Below are 21,736 nucleotides of genomic sequence, written 5' to 3' on the forward strand. Positions count from 1 at the left end.
AAGGGAGGTCAAAGCGAACGATCATAGGTGGCGAGGTGGTCGGCGAGGGATCGGACCACGCCGAGCCAGTCGTCCGGGACGGATTGGCGGAATAGCTTGGCCGTAGGATACCACGGGCTGTCCTGGCGCTCCAAAAGCCATCGCCAATCCGGAGAATAGGGCAGCAGGATGCAAACCGGCCGTCCCAGCGCGCCGGCAAGGTGCGCCACCGAGGTGTCCACCGTGACGATGAGATCCAGCTGCCGGATGAGGGCGGCGGTGTCGGCCATGTCGCCAATGGTGGGGGCCAAGTCCAGGACGGGCCGGTCGGCCGGTGCGGCATCGGCCAGCTCCCTGCCGCGATCCCCCTTCTGGAGACTGAAAAAGGTCACCTGTGGGATGGCAAGCAGCGCTTCCAGGGCATCGCGGCCGAGCGAACGCCGCTGGTCGTTGCGGTGGGTGGGATCCCCACCCCACACCACCCCAACAGCCAACGTGCCCGGCCGGGCTGAAGGTCGGGCGGGCACGTCCGGCGCGTGCAGATAGGGTACTGAGGCGGGGATGCCGTCGAGCCTTGTCCGGCAGAGGCGCGGCAGGCTCAGCAGCGGCAGATGGACGTCGAAAGCGGGCAAGGGGTCTCCACTCGCCACCACCGTCAGGGCCGGGAAACTATCAGCCAGAAGCCGGCACAGGGGCGGTTGGCATTCCAGGATGAGCTTTCCCTCCAGCAGAGGCAGGTAGCGGACAAATTGCAACGTGTCGCCCAAGCCCTGCTCGGCGTGCAGCAGGAGAGTCTGGCCGCTCAATGGCTCGCCAGTCCACACAGGCTGCGGCAACGTCCGTGGCGGGCACTCCGTTAACTTCCAGCGCCACTCGTACTCCTCCCAACCTTCGATCAGCCGACCGGACACCAGAAGGGCGAGAGCCCGGTTCCAATGCGCAGCGGCGTTATTGGGATCCTCGGCCAGGAGGCGCTCATAGACGGCGATGGCCTCCGGCAATTGGTTGAGCCGCTGATGAGCCATTCCCTGGTTCAGAGCAGTCTTGACGCGATGGTCACCAGCGGCGGCAGCGATGCCATAGGCGTGCAGCGCATTGCTCTCCCGCCGTGTCCCAAGATGCAGGTTGCCCAGGCTGCTCCAGTATTTGCCACGTTCCGGCTGCAGGGCGATCGCTTGGCGATAGAGGGCTTCCGCCAAGTCTGGCTGATCCTTCCGGACCAGCAGATTGCCATAGTTGTAAGCGGTTTCCGCTTGCCCGGGGATCAGCCGAAGCGCCCGACGGTAGCCAGGCTCTGCACGGTCTGTAAGGCCGCTGCCCTGGAGAGCGGTGGCTAGGTTGGTGTAAAAATGGGCGATGTGGGGGGCAAGCGCCACAGCGCGTGACAGCCGGGCGACAGCCTCTCTGGCTTGGCCGGCGCACAAGGCCACCAGACCATACAACTGATGGGCATCAGCATCCGACGGAAAACGCTGCAACAGCATTCGGCAGAGGGACTCCGCCTCGTCAGAACGGCCAGAACGGATCAGGGCCATGGCCTGTTCCAGGGCCGGTCCCAAGTCGGGCAGGGTCTTGTGCTGCGACACGGGAGCCTTGCTCATCCTTGCCGGGATTGACACCAGCGGGTCCACATGTCGCGGTAGGCATCCTCCACGGCACGAGCAAAGCCTATGCCGTCACACAGGGGGGATGCGGCCATCCGCGTGCGCAGACCAGAGCGCAGCTTTTCAAGCTCGTCGATGTTGGTGGCCAGTTCAGCCGCGATTTCCCCGAAACGCTCAGGACTATCCGCGACCAGTTCGCCCAGCCCCACCGCGTTCAGCACGCTGGCTCCATAGCGGGCACTGGTCCGGTCGCCGGCCATGGTGATGACCGGCACTCCCATCCAAAGCGCCTCACAGGTGGTGGTCATGCCGCCATAGGGAAAGGTGTCCAAAGCAATGTCGATCAAGCCATACTGCGACAGATGCTGAGCTTGACGCTCACTGCCGTTGGCGAAAACAATGCGGGACAGGTCCGCGCCTGCCCGCCGGAAGCGGTCAAGAATGGCGTCGTGCGCCTCCTGGCTTCCAATGTCCCGGGACTTCAGCAGGAACTTCGAGCGGGGCACGGCGTTCAAGGCGGCAGCCCAAAGCCGAACCGCTGCATCGGAGATCTTGGCGAAGTTGTTGAAGGAGCCGAATGTGATAAATTCATTCTCCCGCGCCGGCAGTGCGGTCGCTTCTGGTGCATCTGGCGCGCGGAAGCAATGGGAGACGCGAGGCAGGTTGTAGACCGTCTCGGAGAAGATTTCTGGCGTGCCGTCCGGCGTTAGCCAAGGATCCGACAGCCGATAATCGATGGCGGTCAAGCCCGTGGTGCCGGGATAGCCCAGCCACGTCACCTGGACGGGAGCCGGCTTGCAGGCGAAGGTGATCAGGCTGTTGCGTGCCGTATGTCCAGCCAAATCAATGAGGATGTCGATCCCATCCTTGTAGATGGTGCGGGCAAGCTCAGTTTCGGACATACCCTCAACGTCATGCCAGACCTCGATCTCAGCCTTCAGCTTTTCTGTTATCGAGTCTGTGCGCTCCAGATTGGCGTAAGCATGGATTTCAAAGGCCGACCGATCATGATGGGCCAACAGATCCATGATGAACCAGGAGCAGGAATGAGCTCTGAAATCAGGCGAGACATATCCAATCCGCAACCGGCGTTCCGGCGAGGGGTCATTGGAATGCTTTGGCCAGACCCGCTGTAGAGGCTGAGCGTGGCGAAGATTCCACTCATTGTGTCGATGATAAATGTCCTTTGCAGAAGCGTAATCTAAGTACTGGCTATAAAATACGTAATTGCTGTGACAGCGATAGCTGCCAGGGGCGGCATCAATATAGCGCTTAAAAGCCTCGACAGCTTCATGACTCTTTCCCAGAGCGGCCAGAGCCAATCCATAATTTACCTGGAACGGCAAGTATCTCTCATCCGCCTCCAGAGCTTGCCGCGAGATTTGAGCGGCCATTCCGGTATTCGCGTGCTTTTGGTATATGGCAGCGAGGTTGATATAGGCCTCGTGCTTTTTAGGGTTGTACTTGATGCTCTTTTTATAAGCCTCAATGGAAGCCAGTGCCCCTTGAGTGTGATACAGGCACATGCCAAGCATATACCACGTATCGGCATTTTCGGGATCAATCTTCAGGAATTGGCTCAGCAACACCACCGCATCCGCATTCCGCTTCAGATGGTGCAGGCTGGTGGCGTAGGGCAGCCAGTCCTTTCCCGACAATTTCTTCTGCTGGTATAGCTTGGCGAAGACCGCTTGAGCCTTTTGCCAATTCTTCTGACCAATCTGTGAATGGGCCAAATTGCGCAAGGCTTCCGTCTGGTCTGGGGACAGAGCCAGAACCTGCTCAAAGCAGGAGCAGGCTTGCGCATAGTTGCTGGTTGCCTTGTGTGCAAGCCCAAGTGCATTGATGGCGGAAATATTCTTAGGGGCGAGGGAAGCCGCCAGTTTCAGCAGCGGAAGCGACTCCTTTGCCGCCCCGGTCAGAGTTCCAATTGATCCCAGAAGAACCAAGCTTTCGGCCACAGCATGGCCAGCCCCCAAGGACTCCCGGCAACGCGCCGCCGCCTCCGTGTAGCGTCCGGCCTTAAACAGCATTTTTGCTTCAGCGAGAGAATCGGCTGAAGGCATAGTCGCCGAAGCGTAGGAAAGCGAGGTCATCACCAAAGGAGAACCAGCAGTGGAACGGAGGCTTGCACCATAAGTGCTGAGGCTTTGAAAAGGCAAGAAAGAACCACAACCATCCATGGTAGTAACTTGCGTGCTGAATGAATCTGCTTTGATCCGCAACAAAAAAAGGGCGGGCTTACGCCCGCCCCTCCTTTTAGATGGGACTTGAGATCAAGCGATGATGATGAAATCAGTCGCGTTGATCTGAGAAACGCCATCCAGTGTTGCGACGACCGCACGGTCTGTATTCGCGCCGTTGGTCGGTGTCGCGTCAAAGTACAGGACGCTGGAGCTGGTGTCGAAGATCAGATACTGCGAGGCGTTCCCGACCGCAGTGCTCCCACCGTTAGCGACGGTGTAAACGTCGAAGCTGCTGCCAACCGAGAGACCAAAGGCGGTGGACGACAGCGCGATCTTATCGGTGCCATGCTCAAAGCCGACAATACGATCGAAAGCAGTAGCGTTCGTGCTGTTCGAGTCGGCGGTGTTGAGCACGATGACGTCAGCGCCAGCGCCAGCGCTGATCACGTCAGCACCGCTTCCACCATACAGGGTATCCGCACCCTCGCCACCGAGCAGGGTGTCTGCACCGGCACCGCCATAAATGATGTCGTTGTCCAGATCACCGCTGATGTAATCGCCGAACGTCGCGGTGCCCGTGGTATCGCCCATGCCGTAAATGGTGTCCGCACCGGCACCACCGAAGATGGTATCGGCACCGGAAGCACCAAAGACAATGTCAGTTCCAGCATTGCCGTACAGCACGTTGCCAACCGACTCAGTGTCAACCGTGGTCGAGCCGCCATAGATGGTGTCCGCACCGTTACCACCGAAGATGGTGTCAGCGCCGGCATTGCCGAACAGCGTGTCGGCACCAACGTCACCCGAGATCCGATCAGCGCCCGAACCACCCGCGACGAGGTCGTTGTCGGCACCGCCAAACAGCGTGTCCGCGCCCGAGGCACCATAGATGGTGTCAGCGCCAGCATTGCCGAACAGGAGGTTGCCGAACGAGTCCGTATCGGCCGACCCATCGGTGCCGCCAGCGTAAATGACGTCGTTGCCAGCGCCACCGTAAATGGTGTCGGCACCAACATTACCGAACAGCGTGTCGGTACCCAGGTCACCCGAGATCAGGTCCGCGCCCGAACCACCTTGGACGAGGTCGTTGCCAGCACCGCCGTAAATGGTGTCCGCACCCGAAGCACCGTAGATGCTGTCATTGCCAGCGTTACCGAACAGCAGGCTGCCGAACGAGTCCGTATCGATCGAACCAAGGGTGCTGCCAGCGTAGATGACGTCCCGGTCAGCACCGCCGTAGATGGTGTCGGCACCAACATTGCCGACCAGCGTGTCGGAACCTAGGTCACCCGAGATCAGGTCCGCGCCCGAACCACCATCAACGAAGTCGCTTTCGGCACCACCAAACAGCGTGTCGGCGACAGAGCTGCCGATAAGGGTATCGCTGCCGAGATTGCCGAACAGAACCACGGAAGTCGTTCCGCCGCTCAGCGTGTCTTCGCCCTTACCACCGTAAATGGTGTCGGCACCAGCCGCTCGAATGCTGTCGGCGCCAGTGAGGCCGAGAATCACATCGTCATCGGACGAAGAGGTGAAGGTATCGTCGTTCGTAGTGAGCGAAACAGTTGCCATTTTAGCCCCTCTAACCAATAAACCGGTTCGTTTGGATCCAAGGGGGGACGTGCTTTAGGCACGGCCCAGGCGAGCCAGGCCGAGATTCCCTTGAACTGTGGTACGCATAAGGGGTGCCACGTGAAAAGGCAAGCTCATCAGAAGCTAGACACCGCTCCAGAAACTCGGAAAGGGTTAGGTACGCACGGTTGTGACGGATTTGCCACATTCTTGCCTCCAGAGCCTCCCGTAACAGTCTGCGGGCGGGAGGCAGCGCCCATAAGAGGCGGTTTCCAGAACCCTTATCCGATGATCACTCCTCCAGAAACCCGCTGATCTGCTGTCGGTTTCCTGTGCCTTTGGCACAGAGAGGCGGGCATGGGACCGACAGTTGTGGATAAAGTGGCGGGGATCATCGACCGGATCGAGGATCGGGCTGTCGACCCCGGGCGTCCGCCGATGTCCACCGTGGAGGTCATCGAAACACTCCGCTTCTTCCTGCGCGAGGGCGTCCAATGGCGCGAGCTGCGGGCGGCGGACGGGCGTGCCTCGGGCTCGACCCTGCGCCGCCGTCTGGAGGAGTGGCACAGGACCGCGTTGCTTCGGCGGGTTCACGCCGTCCTTGTCCGCATGGTGCACTCCGGCCCCGACGCCGCCGCATGGGACGTCGTGGTCGACAGCTGCTCAGTACGGGCCAAGCACGGTGGCGAGTTGATCGGCCCTAACCCCACCGACCGCGGCAAGCCCGGGACCAAGTATCACGTGGTGGTCTCGACTGACGGCCTGCCGCTGGCGGTCATGCCGTCTGCCGCCAATGTGCATGACACCATGCTCTTCCCCGACTTGCTGCGCCTGGCCCAGGTGGTCTGCGCCGCCATTGCCAAGCTCTACGCCGACGCAGGCTACGACAGTGCCGATAACCGTTGGCTCTGCTTACGTGACGGGGTTCAACCGCACATCCGCAAGATCGGCGAGCCCCATGGCTCCGGGCTCGGCAAGGTCCGATGCGTTGTCGAGCACGGCTGCGCTTGGCTACTCGCGAACAAACGCCTGGATCGACGGCAGGATAGGCTCGGACGGATCGTCCTCTCCTTGCTCACTGCCGCCGCCATCTTCATCATCGCAAACCGCCTCGTGCATCGTAAGCGTCGTCTGTGGGCTGCCTTGCGGGAGCAGTGTGCCGCGTGCTGAAAGCTGGACGTCGGCGGCACCAATTGGTGTGGCTGGCTTGGCATCGTGGCAAGCAGCGTGGTTTGCACTGTGGCAGTCCAACGTATCGAGGTCATCACCGGCGCCGGTGGGCGGCGGACCTATTCGCCTGAGGAGAAGATCCGCTTGGTGGGCGAAGCCCACGGCGGACGTGGCGCCGTCACCGCGGTGGCGCGCCGCCACGGCGTGTGCACCAGCCTGATCTATCGCTGGCGCCGACAGCTCAAGAGTGGGGAACTGTCCGCCGAGGAGCCGGGCTTTGTGCCAGTCCATGTCCTGGCGGCGGCACCCGCCGGTTTGCCGTCTCCTGTGATGACACCGTCGACGCCGGAGCCGCTGCCTGTCGAGCGCCGTGCCGCCCTGGTCGAGGTCGTGCTCTCCAACGGTCGTGTGCTGCGGGTCGCCGAGGACATCGCCCCCGCCATTCTGCGCCGGCTGGTCGGCGCGCTGGATGCTCCATGATCTCGGTTCCCGCCGGGGTGCGGGTCTATCTGGCGATGGGCGCCACCGACATGCGCAAGGGCATGGACGGACTGGCCATGCTTGCCCAGCAGGTCCTCCAGCAGGACCCCTTCGCCGGCCATTTGTTCGTTTTCCGCGGCCGGCAAGGTCATCTGGTGAAGGTTCTTTACTGGGATGGCCAGGGCTTCTGCATTCCCCCGACAAGGAACCTCTACAAAGGAACTCGTGTTTGATTCAGCGCCCGGCGTCGACGCGGAGGCCCTGCGGGCGTTGGCGCATTGGGTGGTGAGGCACCATGCCAGAATCACCAACGATAGCCGAGACGGTGTCTTGGAGCGACCTGCCGCGAACACGCCGACAAAGGCTGGCGGTGCTGGTGGGGCAGCTGGCCTGGCGGATGGCGCAGGGCCGCGATCCAGCGGAGGACGGCCATGAGCCGTTGGAAACGGGTCAGCGGGACGTTGCCGAGCAAGATCGAGGGCCGACATCTTGACCGTCAAGCCGTCGTCTATGTTCGACAGTCGACGCTGGAGCAGTTGGAGCACAACAAGGAATCCACGGCGGTCCAGTATGCTCTGGTTGAGCGAGCCTGCTCGCTAGGCTGGGCCCGGCCGCTGGTCGCCGTCATCGACGATGATCTCGGCTGTTCTGCGGCATCCACCGCAGGGCGGCCCGGCTTTCAGCGGTTGGTGGCCGAGGTCGGGCTTGGTCATGTCGGCCTGATCCTGGGGTTCGAAGTCTCCCGGCTCGCCCGTTCATGCCGTGACTGGTACCATCTTCTGGAGATTTGCGCTCTAGCCGGCACGCTGATCGGTGACAACGACGGCGGTACGTGTCAACGCGAATGAGACAGCCGGTTTAGGAGTTCAAGCTCGGTCAGCCTGCGTGATCAGCGGCGCCAGCGAGCTGGTCGCCGCGTCCGTCTGCTTGCAGGATGCCGGCGGGCTCAGGGCGGGCAAGGCCCTTCCGTCCCGCCCCTCGGGGCGGGTCCCTCGAGAAGGGCCTTGCCCGCCCTCTCGCGCGCCGGCGTGGGGAAAGGCAGGCCGGGACGGCGGGATGGCCGCTCTCCAGCCGAACAACGGGATGACAGGGATGGGCATCAGCTCACCTTCCGGTCGGCCGGCGGGTTGATCCACACGGCGACGGGCGGGGCCGGGGCTTCGGGCGGCTTGTTTACAAAGCGCTCCGGGTGGCGGCGGTGCCCTTCATCCAGAACCGCCTGACGCGCGGCGCGGATCGCGACGGTGTCGCCGTAGTGCACCTGATGCGGCGTCATCAGCGCCAGCCCGGAATGCCGGTGCTCGGTGTTGTACCAGGTGAAGAAGGCGCGGCAGAACGCCCGAGCGTCCTGGATCGAACCGAAGCGGTCCGGGAAGCTGTGGTGGTACTTCAACGTCCTGAACTGCGCCTCGGAGACCGGGTTGTCGTTGGACTGCTGCGGCCGGCTGTGGCTGCGCGTCACGCCGAGGTCGGCAAGCAGCTCGATCACCGCCTTGGCCTTCATGGCGGCGCCCCGATCGGCGTGCAACGTCAGCCGGTCGCGGGCGATGCCCTGCTTGCGCACCGTCTGGCGGATCAGCCGCTCGGCCAGCGCCGCGCTTTCCCGGTAGGCCACCGTCCACCCGACCACGGCGCGGCTGTAGATGTCGAGGATGACGTACAGGCACAGCCAGGTGCCCTTGACCGGGCCCTTCAGCTTGGTGATGTCCCAGCTCCACACTTGGTTGGGACCGGTGGCCAGCAACTCCGGCTTGCTGTAGGCCGGGTGGCGGCGCTGCTGCCGGCGCTCGCGCACCTCGTCGTTGGTGGTGAGCAGGCGGTACATGGTGCGCACCGAACACAGGTACTGCCCCTCGTCGAGCAGCGTGGCGTAGACCTGCGCCGGGGCGGCATCCCCGAAGCGCTCACCATGCAACAGTTCAAGGACGCGGTGGCGTTCGCCGCCGCTCAGAGCGCGGGGCGGCGGTGGCCGACGGGTGGGCGGGCGCGGCGGCCCGACCCGGCGCTGCCGGTCGCGATGCCGATAGAAGCTGGCGCGCGGCACGCCCAGGGCGCGGCAGGCGGTGGAGACGTCCACCGCCGGCGCCGCGTGCTCGATGGCGGCCATCACCTGCGCTCGCCGCGGTCCGTCGAGCCGAGTGAGGTCTCCAGCAATTGAGCCACTTTTTTTTGAAGCTCGATGACGGCCTCGGCGCGGGAGAGTTGGTCGCGCAACCGTGCGTTCTCCCGCTCCAGGCGCTCGAGATCGCTCTTGTGCGGATTGGCCGGCGGGGCCTTCGGGCCCGGCTTGGCTGGGGCGAGGCCGCGCAACTGTCCAGCCTCGCGCTGGCGGCGCCAACGGGTGACATTGGAGGAATACAGCCCTTCACGGCGCAGAATGGCGCCGATCTCATTGGGGCGAGCGCGGTCGATCTCCTCCAGAACGCGCAGCTTCTCGGCGGTGCTGAACGTGCGCCGTTGCGGGCGCTCGCTCACCTCCGGATCGGGAGCGGACTGGGCGGTGGAAACGTGGGGCAGTGTCGGTGTGCTCATCGGGTCCTCAACAGCGCCCTCTACCGATCATTTCAGCAGGCGGCTGTCTCACTCGACGTTGGCACAGAGGGCCAGCTCCTCGTCGCTCAAGTCCTGCACGCGACATCCGCATCTCGCAACAACATGAAAGTCAGCGTCTCCCGCACCAGGGTCACGCTGCCTGGTTTCGGCACCAGCGTCTCCATTCCTGGCGCAAAACATCCTCCAGCGCCCGGGCGAAGCCTGCCCCGTCTAACAGAGGAGAATGCCTCATCCGCTGCCGCATCCCAGACCGCAATTGTGCCAGCCGTTCGCGATCATGAGCCAAGTCGGTGGCGATTCTCACATAGTCTGCAGCAGACCAGGCGATGAGGTCGGGCAGACCCAGCAAAGTCAGAAAATGTGCACTCTGCCGGCCGGCCGGCCGGTCGCCCGGCTTGGTAAGGACCGGCACCCCCATCCAAAGCGCTTCGCAACTTGTCAAGCCGCCGGAAAATGGCTGGGGATCCAGAGCCAAATCAATGTCGCCATATTCTGCCAGCATGGCGGTATGCGATGACCAGCCCCGTAGTTCGATGCGAGACAACTCCAACCCTGCCTTCTCGAAACGCTTGAGAATCCTGTTTTGCACTTTCGGATCCTGCAGGGGACGCGCTTTAAGAAGCAGCCGAGATTTCGGTACTGCCTCCATCACCCGCGCCCACAAGGCAACGGTTTGATCAGACAGCTTCGCCAGCGTGTTGAAGGAGCCAAAAGTTACTGGCCTGCCGTCCAAGGAAGGGGGCGGAGCGACGGGAGGAGCCCACGGAGGAGGCTCATAGCAAAACCGGCCGTGCGGCAGGGACACAAGCCTCTCCTCAAACCAGGGGGATGCCTCTGTTGGAATTTCTAGGCCGCCGCCCAGAATGCCGTCGATTGCTGGCAAGCCAGTCGTATGCACATAACCAAGCCATGTTAACTGAACCGGTGCCGGCCGGCGAGCAAAGGTCAAAAGACGGTGGCCTGCCGTATGCCCCGACAAGTCGATGAGGATATCAATGGCATCTGCACGTATCGTCTTCGCCAAATCCTCGTCTGACAGACTACTGACTTGGCACCAGTGTTCCGCATGACCTTTCAAAATCTTGGTCAGCCCGTCCTCCTCGGACTGGCTGGCGTAACAGGTCACTGTCAAGAAATCCCGGTCATAAGCCGCCAAGAAGGGTGCCAGGAAATAACCGACCGGATGTCGTTTCAGATCGGCTGAGACGAAGCCGACCCGCAGCAGCCGTTCGGGATCGCGGCCATTGGCAAAGGGCGGCACAGGCCGTGCCGCGAGCGGAGCGGCATGCCGGTCGCTCCAAGTGCGATGCGCAATCCGCTGTTCCGCTGGTGGCACGTCGGGCTGGTACTGGAGGGCGAACAGGAGGTTGCTGTGGACCTTGTACGCGCCGGGATCAAGCACAAGCGCACGGCGCAGCAGGCGAAGCGCCTCCCCGACCCGACCCTCGTTGACCAGGAGGGTGGCGAGGTTGCCGCTCAATCCGGCGGAGGCGGGATCAAGCATCAGTGCAACGTGGAGCACCGCCTCGCCCCGGCCTTGCTGCCCAACTGCGATGGCGGCAAGCGCGAGGGCGCTCCACAGTGCCGGATCGGTAGGATGAATGTGGACCGCAGCCTCGAAGGCGCGCAGGGCGCCCAAGCCGTCGCCGGTGGCCCGGGCCTCCTCCCCGATCCGCAGCCAGGCAGGGACAAGCATGGTGGCCGGCAGCTGAGGATCGGCTATCAGGGCGGTGTGGAATACGGTCACGGCCTTCGCCGCTTCACCCAGCCGCAGCAGCGTGTCGCCTCGGTTGCACAGGGCTGTGGCGTTCGCTGGCTCCAGAAGGATGGCTCGTCCGGCAGCACTCGCTGCCGCCCTATCCTCGCCAGTGGCTGCCAGGATCTGACCGAGCAGGATCCATAGATCAGCCCGCTGCGGCAACTGGTCTAGCAGCTCCCGACAAGTCAAGCGCGCCTCTCCGAGGCGCCTGTCCCGCCGCAACCCGTCGATCAAAATGACGTGCAGTTCCGTCCGATCTTGTCCGAGGATGAGGGCACGCCGGGCCATCACTGCCGCCTGCCCATATTCCTGCTGCTGGTACAGGAGGCGGGCGCTCAATGCATAGACAATGGCCAGGGCAGGGGCAAGACTCAGCGCCACCGCGCCATCCGTCAGGGCTTGGCTGGGCATCCCGGTGAGCGTGCGCAGGGCGGCACGGTTGCCCCAACACTCCGCCTGGTCCGGGCGGACCATCAAAGCCCTCTCGAACCGCAGACCAGCCCCATCCAGATCACCCCGCAACTGGTGGAGCAATCCCAGCATCATCAGCCCCTCGGCCGAGGCCGGCTCCCGGATCGTCAGGGCGATGCAGGACCGTCGGGCCTCCTCCGTTCGTCCAGCCCGCAGATGAGCGCGGGCGCCGTCGAGAAGGCAAATCGGATTGACGTCGTCGGTGTGCATCCTGAGCATAACCTGATGGAATGGGGAAAGCGATTGATGGGGCCGCATCGGTGGGCGTATACCACAGCCCTCCAAGCCGAACGCCAGCAATCCACCAGGAGTGCGGGTCAGACAGTCATGAAGTGCCGTTGACGCACGGGAACTTTTCGATAGAGCTTCTACAGATGAGGCATGAACGCCATGCCGCTTGAAGAGTTCGGACAGAAAGAGTCCAGGCGGGTGGAAGAGCTATACATCCTGGCGCGGCGCCATTTTGATAAGGGGAGCCTCAGGGAGGCGGCCCGCCTGTGTTATGCGATCCTGGATCGCCAGCGGACCCATGGCCCCACCCTCCAGCTCCTGGGCGCTCTGGCCCACCGGAATGGTCGTTTCGGGTTGGCGGCGGATTGCTTCCGCCACGCTACCGCCGCCATGCCGGGAGACCCGGTTCCCCGCAATAACCTCGCCACCGCGCTGAAGGACTGGGGCCGCCTGCAGGAAGCCGAGGCCCAGTTCCATGCGCAGCTGGCGGAAACACCGGATTTCCTGGCCAGCCATTACAATTTCGGGAGCCTGCTCCAGCGACTGCACCGCTTCGATGAGGCGATCGCCTGCTACCGCCGGGCCGTTGTGCTGGAGCCGGACTGTGTGGAAGCGCACTGGAACCTCGGATTGACCCTGCTGCGGCTGGGCCGGTTCCGTGAAGGCTGGCCTGAATATGAGTGGCGATGGCACCGCCCGGGCACGCCGGTGGAGCATCGCGGTGCTCCAGCCTGGGATGGCGGCCCACTGAAGGGCAAGACCCTGCTTCTGGTCTGCGAGCAGGGGTTGGGTGACACGCTGCAGTTCATTCGCTATATTCGCCAGTTCGGCGGACTCGACGGGCCGGTAATCCTGCGGTGCCAAGCTGAGCTGCTGTCCCTGTTGCGGGACACTCCGGGCGTGGACCGGATCGTCGCCACCGGCGACCCGCTGCCACCCTTCGACGTGCAGGCCTCGCTGATGAGCCTGCCTCTGCTGTTCGGTACCACGACGGTGGAGAGCATTCCCGCCGATGTGCCCTATCTCCCCCCCGCGGCGGGACCGACTCTGGTCTTGCCAGAGAGCGGGTACCGGGTCGGGCTGGTCTGGGGTAGCTCCCCCACGGATCCCTCGCGAAGCTGCCCGCTCGCTGCCCTGGCGCGGCTGAGTCAGGTTCCGGACCTGCGGCTCTTCAGCCTCCAAAAGGGGCCGCACGCCAGTGATCTTGCACGCATGCCGAATGTGGAGGGCATCCGAGATCTGACAGACCGGATCGGCGACATGGCCGACACAGCCGCCCTCATTCGGCAGCTGGATCTCGTCATCACGGTGGACACCTCGGTGGCACATCTCGCCGGCGCGCTGGGGCGGCCGGTCTTCATCCTGCTGCCACATCTGGCGGATTGGCGATGGCTGCTCGACCGAGAGGACAGTCCGTGGTACCCGACGGCGCGCCTATTCCGTCAGCGGACACCCGACGACTGGGACGAGGTCGTGACCCGCCTCGAAGAGGCCCTGGTTCAGCGCATCCGCGCTTGGAGGAGCAGCCGATGAAGCCCGAGACGACCGCGCAGCCTGTTCGTTTCCTGCTGCGGCAAGCGGCACTTTTGCAACAGCAGAAGCGCATGGAGGACGCGGCTGCCGTTCTCGCCGAGGCGCGGGCGCGCTTCCCCCACGATACCGACGTACGGTTCGCGGCTGGCAATCTGCTCTTCGCCCAGGGTCGTGCCGAAGAGGCTGCTGCCCAATTCCGGCGCGCCCTGGCCCTGGAGCCGGGATACGCGCAGGCGCATCACAATCTCGCCATTGTGCTGAGAAAACTGGGACGCCAGGCGCGAGGAGCCGATAGCCTCGCCCGCGCTGTGCGGATTGACCCGATGCTCGCGGACAGCCTCACTGCGCTTGCCGACAGCCTGATCGCCCTGGGCAGACGGGACGCTGCGCTGCCGGTGCTGCAGCAGGCCTCGCTGCTGCGCCCAGACAAGGCACAGACCTGGGTAATGCTGGGCTATCTAGCCAAGGGGCTCGACGAGCCGGGCCGGGCGGCCGAATGCTTTGGGCGCGCCGTTGCACTCGACCGGTCCAATATCACGGCGCGGCTGGGGAGGTGCATGTCTCGCCTGCCCATCCTCTATGACAGGGCGGAAGACATTGCGGAGGCCCGCCGGCTTTACCGTGCGGATCTGGAGGCCCTGGTCGCCTCCGTTCCGCTCGACGAGCCGCAGACCGTCGCCGTGGCGGCGGAGGCGATCGGCAGCTTCCAGCCCTATTACCTTGCCTACCAGGAACAGTGCGATCGGGATCTGCAGGAAATCTACGGCAGCTTCGTCGCCCGCATCATGGCCGCGCGCTATCCGCAATGGGCCGAACGGCCGCCGATGCCACCAGTGACGCCAGGTGCACCGTTGCGGGTCGGAATCGCGTCGGGCTTTTTCCGCTGGCATACCATCTGGAAGCTAATGATTCGCGGATGGATGGACGGGCTGGACTCGTCGCGCATCCAGTTGCACGGCTACCACACCGCCGGAGTGCGCGACGCCTGCACCGATCGTGCTCGCGGTCGTTTTCACCGATTCGCCACTGGGTTGCCATTCGAGAAGATGTGCGAAACCATCCGGGCCGACAACCTGCATGTCCTGATCTATCCCGAGATCGGCATGGATCCGATGGCCGCGAAGCTGGCGACCCTACGGCTGGCGCCGGTCCAATGCGTGTCCTGGGGACATCCCGATACCACCGGGCTGCCGACGATCGACTATTTTCTCAGCAGCGACCTGATGGAACCGCCGGACGCCGAAGGCTATTACAGCGAGCGGCTGGTTCGCATGCCCGGGCTGGGCATCGCCTATGCGACCTTGGAGGTGCAGCCAGAGCCAACCGACTTCGCCACCTTTGGCGTGCAGCCGGACGCAATCGTCTATCTCTGCTGCCAATATGTGTCGAAGTACCTGCCGCAGCACGATGACCTGCTCCCGCGCATCGCGCAGCGGGTGCCCAACAGTCAATTCTTGTTCATCAATCCCCACTCCGACAAACTTGCGGCCCGCCTGCGGGATCGGCTTGCGCGTGCGTTCGCCCGCCACAGGCTCGACAGCGCGCGCCATGTGGTGATTTTGCCCTACCTGTCGCCGGCCCAGTACGCAGCGCTAAACCGGCGGGCCGACATCTATTTGGATAGCATCGGCTGGTCTGGCGGAAACACAACCCTAGAGGCAGTCGCGGAAGGTTTGCCCGTGGTTACCCTTCCAGGGGCATTGATGCGAGGGCGCCATAGCAGCGCGATCCTGCATCAGATTGGGGTGACAGAGACGATCGCCACCGATCTGGATGAGTATGTGGAGATGGCTGTTCGCCTTGGCACTGACGGCATCTGGCGCAAGGGGATTGCCGTGCGCATTGCGGAGGGATGCCATCGCATCTACAACGATGCCCGCCCTTTACGTGCGTTGGAGCAGCTAATTCCTGCTTGGCTGGTCCGAACAGAAAACCGTGAGCCTAGGAAATTCACTGGATCTTAGAGTAGAAAATTTGCTTTCTATGCTCCAAACTTTGGCTCAACATAGACACGTAATACGAAAGCTTCTGCGGTGAATACGGAAAACAGCCTTATGCAACGACGCGATGTAGCGATGTCGCTCCTCCTTATGACGGACAGCGAGTTTTCTAGGCTTTCACCCGAAAAGACTTTTTACAAAAATTATATAAGCCTTGTCCGTAGCCAGCACCAAGACCTGGACCAGGATGCCGGAGACGAGGATTTCCTGCGCTCACTCTTTGAGGAGATGCGGATCCATTCAGGTTATTTGCGAGGCCTACGGGCTTACCTGGGCGCTCTTTTGTACAGAAAACCTTACGAGCTGCCACTCACACCGGATTTTTCATTACTTCCCACTCCGACCATAGCGGACATATTCAGCTATTTGCTAGAAACGCCGTCCATATTTTTGAAATATGGCGACGCGGAAAAGTATTCACTATACGCAGAAGGTTTAGTGAAATCTGTTCTCGATTTTGTGACAGAGAATGATCAGCATCCATCAGCAGGAATAGTTCTAGAAAACTATTTTCTGAAGGCCAACTACATCCCTGTTTATTTTAATGAAGGGAATCTTTTGGAGATATACAAGGCCCGGGGCATTCTTCTCGAAAAGCATCTGCGCTCGAAGGGTGCCAAGATCGACCACGTATTCGAAAAGAGGAATCCAAGTATCCGTATACGGATCGGAGTGCTCGCAGCCAGATTCCAACCTCAGACAGAAACTTTCACGACCATACCCTTTTTCAAAGATCTCGATCGCAACCGGTTTGAAATTTTTCTTATTGCTCTCAATAGAACCGGGTCAGATATTGAACAATATTGTCAAGGCGCATCAGACCACTTTGTTCTTTGTACAGGAAATTTGGCAGAAAACGTCCAGAAGATACGGGACCTGGACCTAGATGCTCTTATTTTTTCGACAAATGTTTCGGCGGTAACAAACTCCATTGCAGCAATGGCATGTCACCGATTGGCTCGGGTACAACTAACCAATTTTTCTTCGCCTGTGACAACTGGCCTGCGCCATATGGACCTTTATGTATCTGGGAATCTAACCGAATATGGCGATTACAGAAATTATTACAACGAGAAGCTAGAGTTGCTCGACGGCACCGGATTCTGTTTTGAATACAATGCTACACCGCTCTCACCTGGAGAGTTTTATAGTCGCGATGCCATGAAAATCCCCAAGGATGCCATTGTTTTTGCGTCTGGCGCTAACATGTTCAAGATTACTGCGGAACTGCGGGATTGTTGGGCGGAGGTTTTGTCCAGAGTTTCGAACTCTATACTTCTTTTGTATCCATTTGGACCGGCGTGGACTAACAGCTATCCAATAGAACGTTTTCTCTCTGCACTTAAGGAATCGATGCGCCAGCGTGGTGTTCCGGATGGCCGCATACGACTGATGCGAGGGATAAAGAACCGGCTTGGCGTCAAAGAAGTTTTGAAAAATGCCGACGTGTACCTGGATTCATTCCCTTATTCGGGAGCAAATTCCAATGTGGATCCTTTGGAACTGGGTATACCCGTCGTTGCCAAATGTGGGAAAACCATGCGAAATCAGCAAGGAGCCGCCATGCTGATAGATCTCGAACTTCCCGAGCTTTCCACGTGCAGCCGCAGCGAGTATGTGGAACTGGCCTCTCGGCTTGGAAACGATCCAGATTTTCGGTTCGCCATGCGAGAAAAAATCCTCCGAGCTATGCAAAAGCCTCCGCGCTTTTTGGACTCTCAAAATTACAGTCGTCAGATTAGCAATCTACTCTTAAGGGTGATTGAAGGAAATGAGCAGTGCTTAGGACCTACGCCAAAATAAGGTAACCGCTTCCGTAATGGGCCGTTGTGCGTCAAACCCCCGAGGTCGTGCCCCACGGGGTGGTGTAGGAGCTGTGGGGAACCGGCCCGCCGCAGCGCCCTCCCATGGCTGGCGTAGGCGGGCCGGTTATCCACAGCGGGCGGTCATCGTGGTTCTTCGGTAGAGTCTGGTCACCACAACACAACCTCGACCGAGGGTGACCACGATGACCGACGAGATGATGGCGCTTCGCGCGATGCTTGAGAAGGGCGCGGATGCCGATGTTCTGCGTGAGATGATCGGCTTCGCCGCCGAACGGCTGATGGAACTGGAGGTGCAGGGCCTGACCGGGGCCGGTCATGGCGAGCGGTCTGCCGAGCGGCTCGTCCAGCGTAACGGCTACCGGGATCGCGACTGGGAGACCCGCGCCGGCACTGTTGAGTTGCGCATTCCCAAGCTGCGCAAGGGGTCTTACTTCCCCGGCTTTTTGGAGCCGCGGCGGATGGCCGAGAAGGCGCTCACCGCGGTGATCCAGGAGGCCTACATCCAGGGCATCTCGACCCGCTCGGTCGACGATCTGGTCCAGGCCATGGGGATGTCGGGCATCTCCAAGAGCCAGGTCAGCCGGCTGTGCGAGGAGATCGACGAACGGGTGAAGACCTTTCTTGGCCGTCCCATCGAAGGCGATTGGCCCTACCTGTGGCTGGACGCCACCTACGTGAAGGTCCGCCAGAACGGGCGCATCGTCTCGGTGGCCGTCACCATCGCGGTGGCGGTCAACACCGACGGCCGCCGCGAGGTCCTGGGCATGGACATCGGTCCGTCGGAGGCCGAGACCTTCTGGATCGAGTTCCTGCGCAAGCTGAAACGCCGGGGGCTGAGCGGCGTCAAGCTGGTGATCTCCGACGCCCATGGCGGCATCAAGGCGGCGGTCACCCGCGTCTTCCAGGCGACGTGGCAAAGGTGCCGGGTGCATTTCTCCAGGACCGCGCTTGCCCATGCCGGCAAGAGCGGCCGGCGCGTCGTCGCCGCCTTCATTGCCACCGCCTTCGCGCAGGATGATGCGGCATCCGCACGCACGCAATGGCGGCAAGTGGCCGATCAGGTTCGGGCCAAGCTGCCGAAGCTGGCCAACCTGATGGATGAAGCGGAAGAAGACGTCCTGGCCTACATGACCTTTCCCAGGGAGCATCGGGCCAAGCTCCACTCGACCAACCCGATTGAACGTCTCAACGGCGAGATCAAGCGACGCACCGAGGTTGTCGGCATCTTCCCTGGGGAAGGCGCGGTGACGGCCTCGACAATGTTGCCAATTATCACCCTCGGGGCACGTTCCGTCGAAAGGGCTTGTGGCACTCTCCGATGACGGCGGTATGCGGAAGACGACGTTGACGTGATCGCCATCGATCTCGATCCGGCGAACCATGGCGCGAATGATTTCGCGCGTGCCGTTCCAGTCCAACTCATCCAAGCTCTGGTGAACCTTGTTGGCGAAATCCTCAAGGTGACCAATGATCAGCGCCAAGTTGCTCTCCACCTCGGCGTCCTCGGCGGCTCTGCGCCGCTCTTCTTCCAAACGCGACAAACGCTGCTTCATGCCGGTAATGCGTGGTTCGAATTCGGCGCGGTCGATGATCCCTTCGGCGTAGCCGTCGATGAGCCGGGCGATGCCGCGGCGCAGGCTGGTGATCTGATGGTCGAACCCAGCAAGGGTGTTGGCGCCACGCGGGCGATCCCTCCCCTCAGCGAGACGCCGTTCATATTCGTGGGCCAGACGCTGCGGGTCTTCGAGGGCGGCCCGGATTTCATCCCACACGGCCCGTTCAAGACGGTCGCTGCGCACGGAACGATTGTGACAGACAGCCAGCCCGGCGAAGCGGTGTGCATCGGTCCCTGGGCAACGATAGTAGCCGTAGTCGGCGGGTTGCCGGCCACCGACCGTGCCACGCGCCATCTTGCCGTAGAACGCGTACCCGCACTGTCGGCAGACCACCAGCCCCTGCAACAACCACCCTGGCCGCCGGCGGCGTTCCCGGCGCCAGCGACGGTTTTCATCGAGTTGCGTCTGCGCCGCCTCGAACACCGCGGGATCCACCAAGGCCGGCATCGGAATTTCGATCCACTCCTCGCGCGGTGCGGGAACGCGCGTGTTGGGATGGCGCGGCGGGTTCGGGAGCCCACGCAGTGGCCGTAGGCGGGGCGCCGCCTGGACCGAATGCGAGCGGCCGAACATTGCTTGCCCGATGTAGGTGGTGTTGCGCAGCATCAGGGCAATTGTCGTGGGGTCCCAACGAGCCTTGCCGGTGCGGGTCGGCACCCCGGCGTCGTGCAACCGGCGGCAAACCTCACGCAGGCTCAGGCGATCCAGGCCGATCCAGGCAAACATCAGGCGTACCCAGCGGGCTTCGTCGGCAATCACCTCGACACGCGCCACTCCACCGCCTTCGTCTTTGGTGATGTAGCGATAGCCGAACGGGGCTTTGCCCAAGGCGCTGACCTGCCCGGTGCGAGCGGCGTGCCGACGGCCGCGTCGGCTACGTTCCAGGATCTTGGCGCGCTCGTACTCGGCGATCATCCCCTGGACCTGGAGCAGGAGGTCGTCTTCGGCACTGGAGCCGATGGGATGGTTGACGAAGACGATCTCGGCACCGGCCCGGCGGAACTCCTCGATGAGAAGGACCTGATAGGCGTAACGACGCGCGAGCCGGTCCGGGGCATGGACGTAGACCTGATCGATTACGCCGGCCGCTACGGCATCGCGTAGCCGTTCCAGAGCCGGGCGCAGGAGCGTGGTGCCGCTGTAGCCCTCATCGATGAACTCGCCGGCGGGATCGATGGCCAGCCCCGCGGCGGCAATCTGCTCGCGCAAGGCGCCGAGCTGGCTGGCGATCGTGTTGTCACGGGTCTGCTGGTCGCTGGAAACCCGCGCGTACAGGGCAATCCGGGGCTCAGGCATGGTCACCCCTCCGTTTGATCGGTGCGACGACGGCGTCGGCATCCTGGTTTGGGATGTGCCGCACCCGACAGCGGGTGATCGTCGGCACCAGATGGGTGTAGGCGTCGATCAGACACTGGGGGCTGATCCGCGTCGTCTCGAACGACACCTGGATCGTCAAGGGAACAGGTGTGCTGCGCCGGGTCATTGGCGCCTCCTTCGGCAGGCGCCCTCAGGTCGGGCTGCCAACGAAGGTTCAACGGTAGGCGGCCGAATCCCTCTCGGTAGCGGGGACGCAAGCGTTTGCGGTCAATCGCAACCGCCCATTCGAAGTCTAATTTGGCAACATTGTTGAGGCGGTCATTACGCGCCTCATTGGTGCCATCCTCTTGGAACAGAACGACGAATGGGCTGTCCAGAGGGCGCGCTACATGACGCTGGAAACCATCGCCCCACTCGGCGATGATCCCCTCGTCAGCCTGCCCGCTGTGGCCGCCTGACAATCCCGGCCAGACCACCCGGAGACCATGAGCGCCTCTCCGCTCCTACACCACGGCCAGGGACACGATCCATGGTGACGACCGACCGCAACAACGGCCACACCCTGCGCTACGAGTGCACGCGGCGGATGATCAACCTCGGCGAGGAGCATTGCCAGGGTTTCGCCGGGGAAACCCTGGCAATGCTCCTCGCCGAGTTGGTCCTGGCGGCGCTGCAGCCCGGCGCCGTCGATGTGGCCTTGCAACTCGCTGAGGACGTGGAAATCGAACGCGCCCGGGAGCATCGGCAGTGGGAGTTGCGGCTGGAGCAAGCCCGCTACGAGACCGAACGGGCACAACGTCAATATGACGAGGTTGAACCGGAAAACCAGTTGCTCGCTGGAACGGCGCTGGGAGGCGGCGTTGGAGGCCGAGACGCAGCTCACGGCCGAGCATACCCGCTTCCTGGCTCACCAGCCGACGCGATTGACCGCGGCAGATCGAGCCGCCATCGAACGGCTCGCCGCCGACGTGCCGGCGATCTGGCAAGCAGCGAGCACCACCGCAGCCGAACGCAAGGAGATCGTCCGCCTGATGTTGGACCGGGTGGTGGCCACAGTGGAGGGCGAAACCGAAAACATGGAGGTGGAGTGCCATTGGGCCGGTGGCCGCCGAACTCGCCACCGGCTGCGGCGGGCTGTGCGGCGCATGACCCAATTGGCCGGCCACGACGAACTCCTTGCTCGGACCACCGCGCTGTTCACCGAGGGCCTGCGCCCACCGGCCATCGCCAGGACCCTGGCCGCCGAGGGCCTGGCTCATGCCGCAGCCCGGTTACCGAAGGCAGCGTGCGCTCCTGGCTGCAGCGCCGAGGCCTGCTACCGGACGGCCGGCACCGACCAACACTGGTGGTGGAGCGGGATCCGGAAAAGGAACGGTAACGTCCATGAGCGTGGTGGAAAAAGCGCCCATGAAGGATCGGGCTGGGGCCGGGCGTAGCTC

General features: G+C 62.4%; 14 protein-coding genes and 3 pseudogenes. 10 read left to right on the forward strand and 7 right to left on the reverse strand.

All coding sequences use genetic code 11. From position 1 onward, the window contains the following. Positions 1–8: 8 nt before the first annotated feature. The 3 genes from M5E06_RS31565 to M5E06_RS31575 form a co-directional block, all read right to left on the reverse strand. On the reverse strand, positions 9–1,565 hold the full coding sequence (locus tag M5E06_RS31565) for a tetratricopeptide repeat protein (protein WP_252141626.1): 1,557 nt from the start codon (positions 1,563–1,565) through the stop codon (positions 9–11). 11 nt (positions 1,566–1,576) lie between these two features. Then, positions 1,577–3,679 carry a tetratricopeptide repeat protein gene (locus M5E06_RS31570; RefSeq protein ID WP_252141627.1) on the reverse strand — a complete coding sequence of 701 codons (2,103 nt, stop codon included), beginning with the start codon at positions 3,677–3,679 and terminating at the stop codon, positions 1,577–1,579. A 180-nt stretch (positions 3,680–3,859) separates the two neighbouring features. Continuing rightward, positions 3,860–5,341, reverse strand: coding sequence for a calcium-binding protein (locus M5E06_RS31575; protein ID WP_252141628.1), 1,482 nt, complete (start codon positions 5,339–5,341; stop codon positions 3,860–3,862). A 357-nt stretch (positions 5,342–5,698) separates the two neighbouring features. Between M5E06_RS31575 and M5E06_RS31580 the strand changes: the two genes are divergently transcribed. The 4 genes from M5E06_RS31580 to M5E06_RS31595 all read left to right on the forward strand — a co-directional run bounded on the left by M5E06_RS31580 (position 5,699) and on the right by M5E06_RS31595 (position 7,839). Next, on the forward strand, positions 5,699–6,511 hold the full coding sequence (locus tag M5E06_RS31580; protein ID WP_252141629.1) for an IS5 family transposase: 813 nt from the start codon (positions 5,699–5,701) through the stop codon (positions 6,509–6,511). Positions 6,512–6,580: 69 nt separating this feature from the next. After that, a complete protein-coding gene (tnpA, locus tag M5E06_RS31585) occupies positions 6,581–6,991 on the forward strand; it encodes an IS66-like element accessory protein TnpA (protein ID WP_252141630.1) in 411 nt (136 codons plus the stop codon). Beyond that, entirely contained in the window at positions 6,988–7,224 is a 237-nt protein-coding gene (gene tnpB, locus M5E06_RS31590) for an IS66 family insertion sequence element accessory protein TnpB (RefSeq protein WP_252141631.1), read from the forward strand. The genes tnpA and tnpB overlap by 4 nt, the downstream gene beginning before the upstream one ends. A 198-nt stretch (positions 7,225–7,422) precedes the next feature. After that, positions 7,423–7,839 carry a recombinase family protein gene (locus M5E06_RS31595; RefSeq protein WP_252141632.1) on the forward strand — a complete coding sequence of 139 codons (417 nt, stop codon included), beginning with the start codon at positions 7,423–7,425 and terminating at the stop codon, positions 7,837–7,839. 251 nt (positions 7,840–8,090) lie between these two features. Here M5E06_RS31595 and M5E06_RS31600 read toward each other — a convergent pair. Both M5E06_RS31600 and M5E06_RS31605 read right to left on the reverse strand, forming a co-directional pair. After that, positions 8,091–9,523, reverse strand: a protein-coding gene (locus M5E06_RS31600) for an IS3 family transposase (RefSeq protein WP_252141633.1) whose coding sequence is annotated in 2 segments (ribosomal slippage) — positions 8,091–9,151 and positions 9,151–9,523 — 1,434 coding nt in all. Because the reading frame shifts where the segments join, the coding sequence is not laid out codon by codon here. A gap of 151 nt (positions 9,524–9,674) precedes the next feature. Next, positions 9,675–11,984, reverse strand: a complete 2,310-nt coding sequence (locus M5E06_RS31605; protein WP_252141634.1) for a tetratricopeptide repeat protein — start codon at positions 11,982–11,984, stop codon at positions 9,675–9,677. Between the two features lie 171 nt (positions 11,985–12,155). On the opposite strand from M5E06_RS31605, the gene M5E06_RS31610 reads away from it, so the two are divergent. The 4 genes and pseudogenes from M5E06_RS31610 to M5E06_RS31625 form a co-directional block, all read left to right on the forward strand. Further along, positions 12,156–13,538, forward strand: coding sequence for a tetratricopeptide repeat-containing glycosyltransferase family protein (locus M5E06_RS31610; RefSeq protein ID WP_252141635.1), 1,383 nt, complete (start codon positions 12,156–12,158; stop codon positions 13,536–13,538). Next, positions 13,535–15,502, forward strand: a complete 1,968-nt coding sequence (locus M5E06_RS31615) for an O-linked N-acetylglucosamine transferase, SPINDLY family protein (RefSeq protein WP_252141636.1) — start codon at positions 13,535–13,537, stop codon at positions 15,500–15,502. The genes M5E06_RS31610 and M5E06_RS31615 overlap by 4 nt, the downstream gene beginning before the upstream one ends. Positions 15,503–15,592: 90 nt before the next feature. Continuing rightward, a complete protein-coding gene (locus M5E06_RS31620; RefSeq protein WP_252141637.1) occupies positions 15,593–17,341 on the forward strand; it encodes an O-linked N-acetylglucosamine transferase family protein in 1,749 nt (582 codons plus the stop codon). Between the two features lie 205 nt (positions 17,342–17,546). Next, positions 17,547–18,611 (forward strand): annotated as a pseudogene (locus M5E06_RS31625) (IS256 family transposase); the annotation flags it as partial. A 567-nt stretch (positions 18,612–19,178) separates the two neighbouring features. Here M5E06_RS31625 and M5E06_RS35960 read toward each other — a convergent pair. Together M5E06_RS35960 and M5E06_RS31640 are read right to left on the reverse strand one after the other, a co-directional pair. After that, a pseudogene (locus tag M5E06_RS35960) lies at positions 19,179–20,318 on the reverse strand (recombinase family protein); the annotation flags it as partial. Continuing rightward, positions 20,269–20,463 carry a hypothetical protein gene (locus M5E06_RS31640; RefSeq protein ID WP_252141640.1) on the reverse strand — a complete coding sequence of 65 codons (195 nt, stop codon included), beginning with the start codon at positions 20,461–20,463 and terminating at the stop codon, positions 20,269–20,271. The gene M5E06_RS31640 and the pseudogene M5E06_RS35960, both read right to left, overlap by 50 nt. Positions 20,464–20,608: 145 nt before the next feature. Here M5E06_RS31640 and M5E06_RS31645 point away from each other — a divergent pair. Together M5E06_RS31645 and M5E06_RS31650 are read left to right on the forward strand one after the other, a co-directional pair. After that, positions 20,609–20,755: pseudogene (locus M5E06_RS31645) on the forward strand (IS256 family transposase); the annotation flags it as partial. A 402-nt stretch (positions 20,756–21,157) separates the two neighbouring features. Beyond that, the gene (locus M5E06_RS31650; protein WP_252141641.1) at positions 21,158–21,733 is read left to right on the forward strand and encodes a hypothetical protein; all 576 of its coding nucleotides are present in this window, start codon (positions 21,158–21,160) and stop codon (positions 21,731–21,733) included. The last annotated feature ends 3 nt before the right edge of the window (positions 21,734–21,736 follow it).

It is taken from the genome of Azospirillum sp. A1-3 (genome assembly GCF_023806445.1).
Classification (GTDB): Bacteria; Pseudomonadota; Alphaproteobacteria; order Azospirillales; family Azospirillaceae; genus Azospirillum.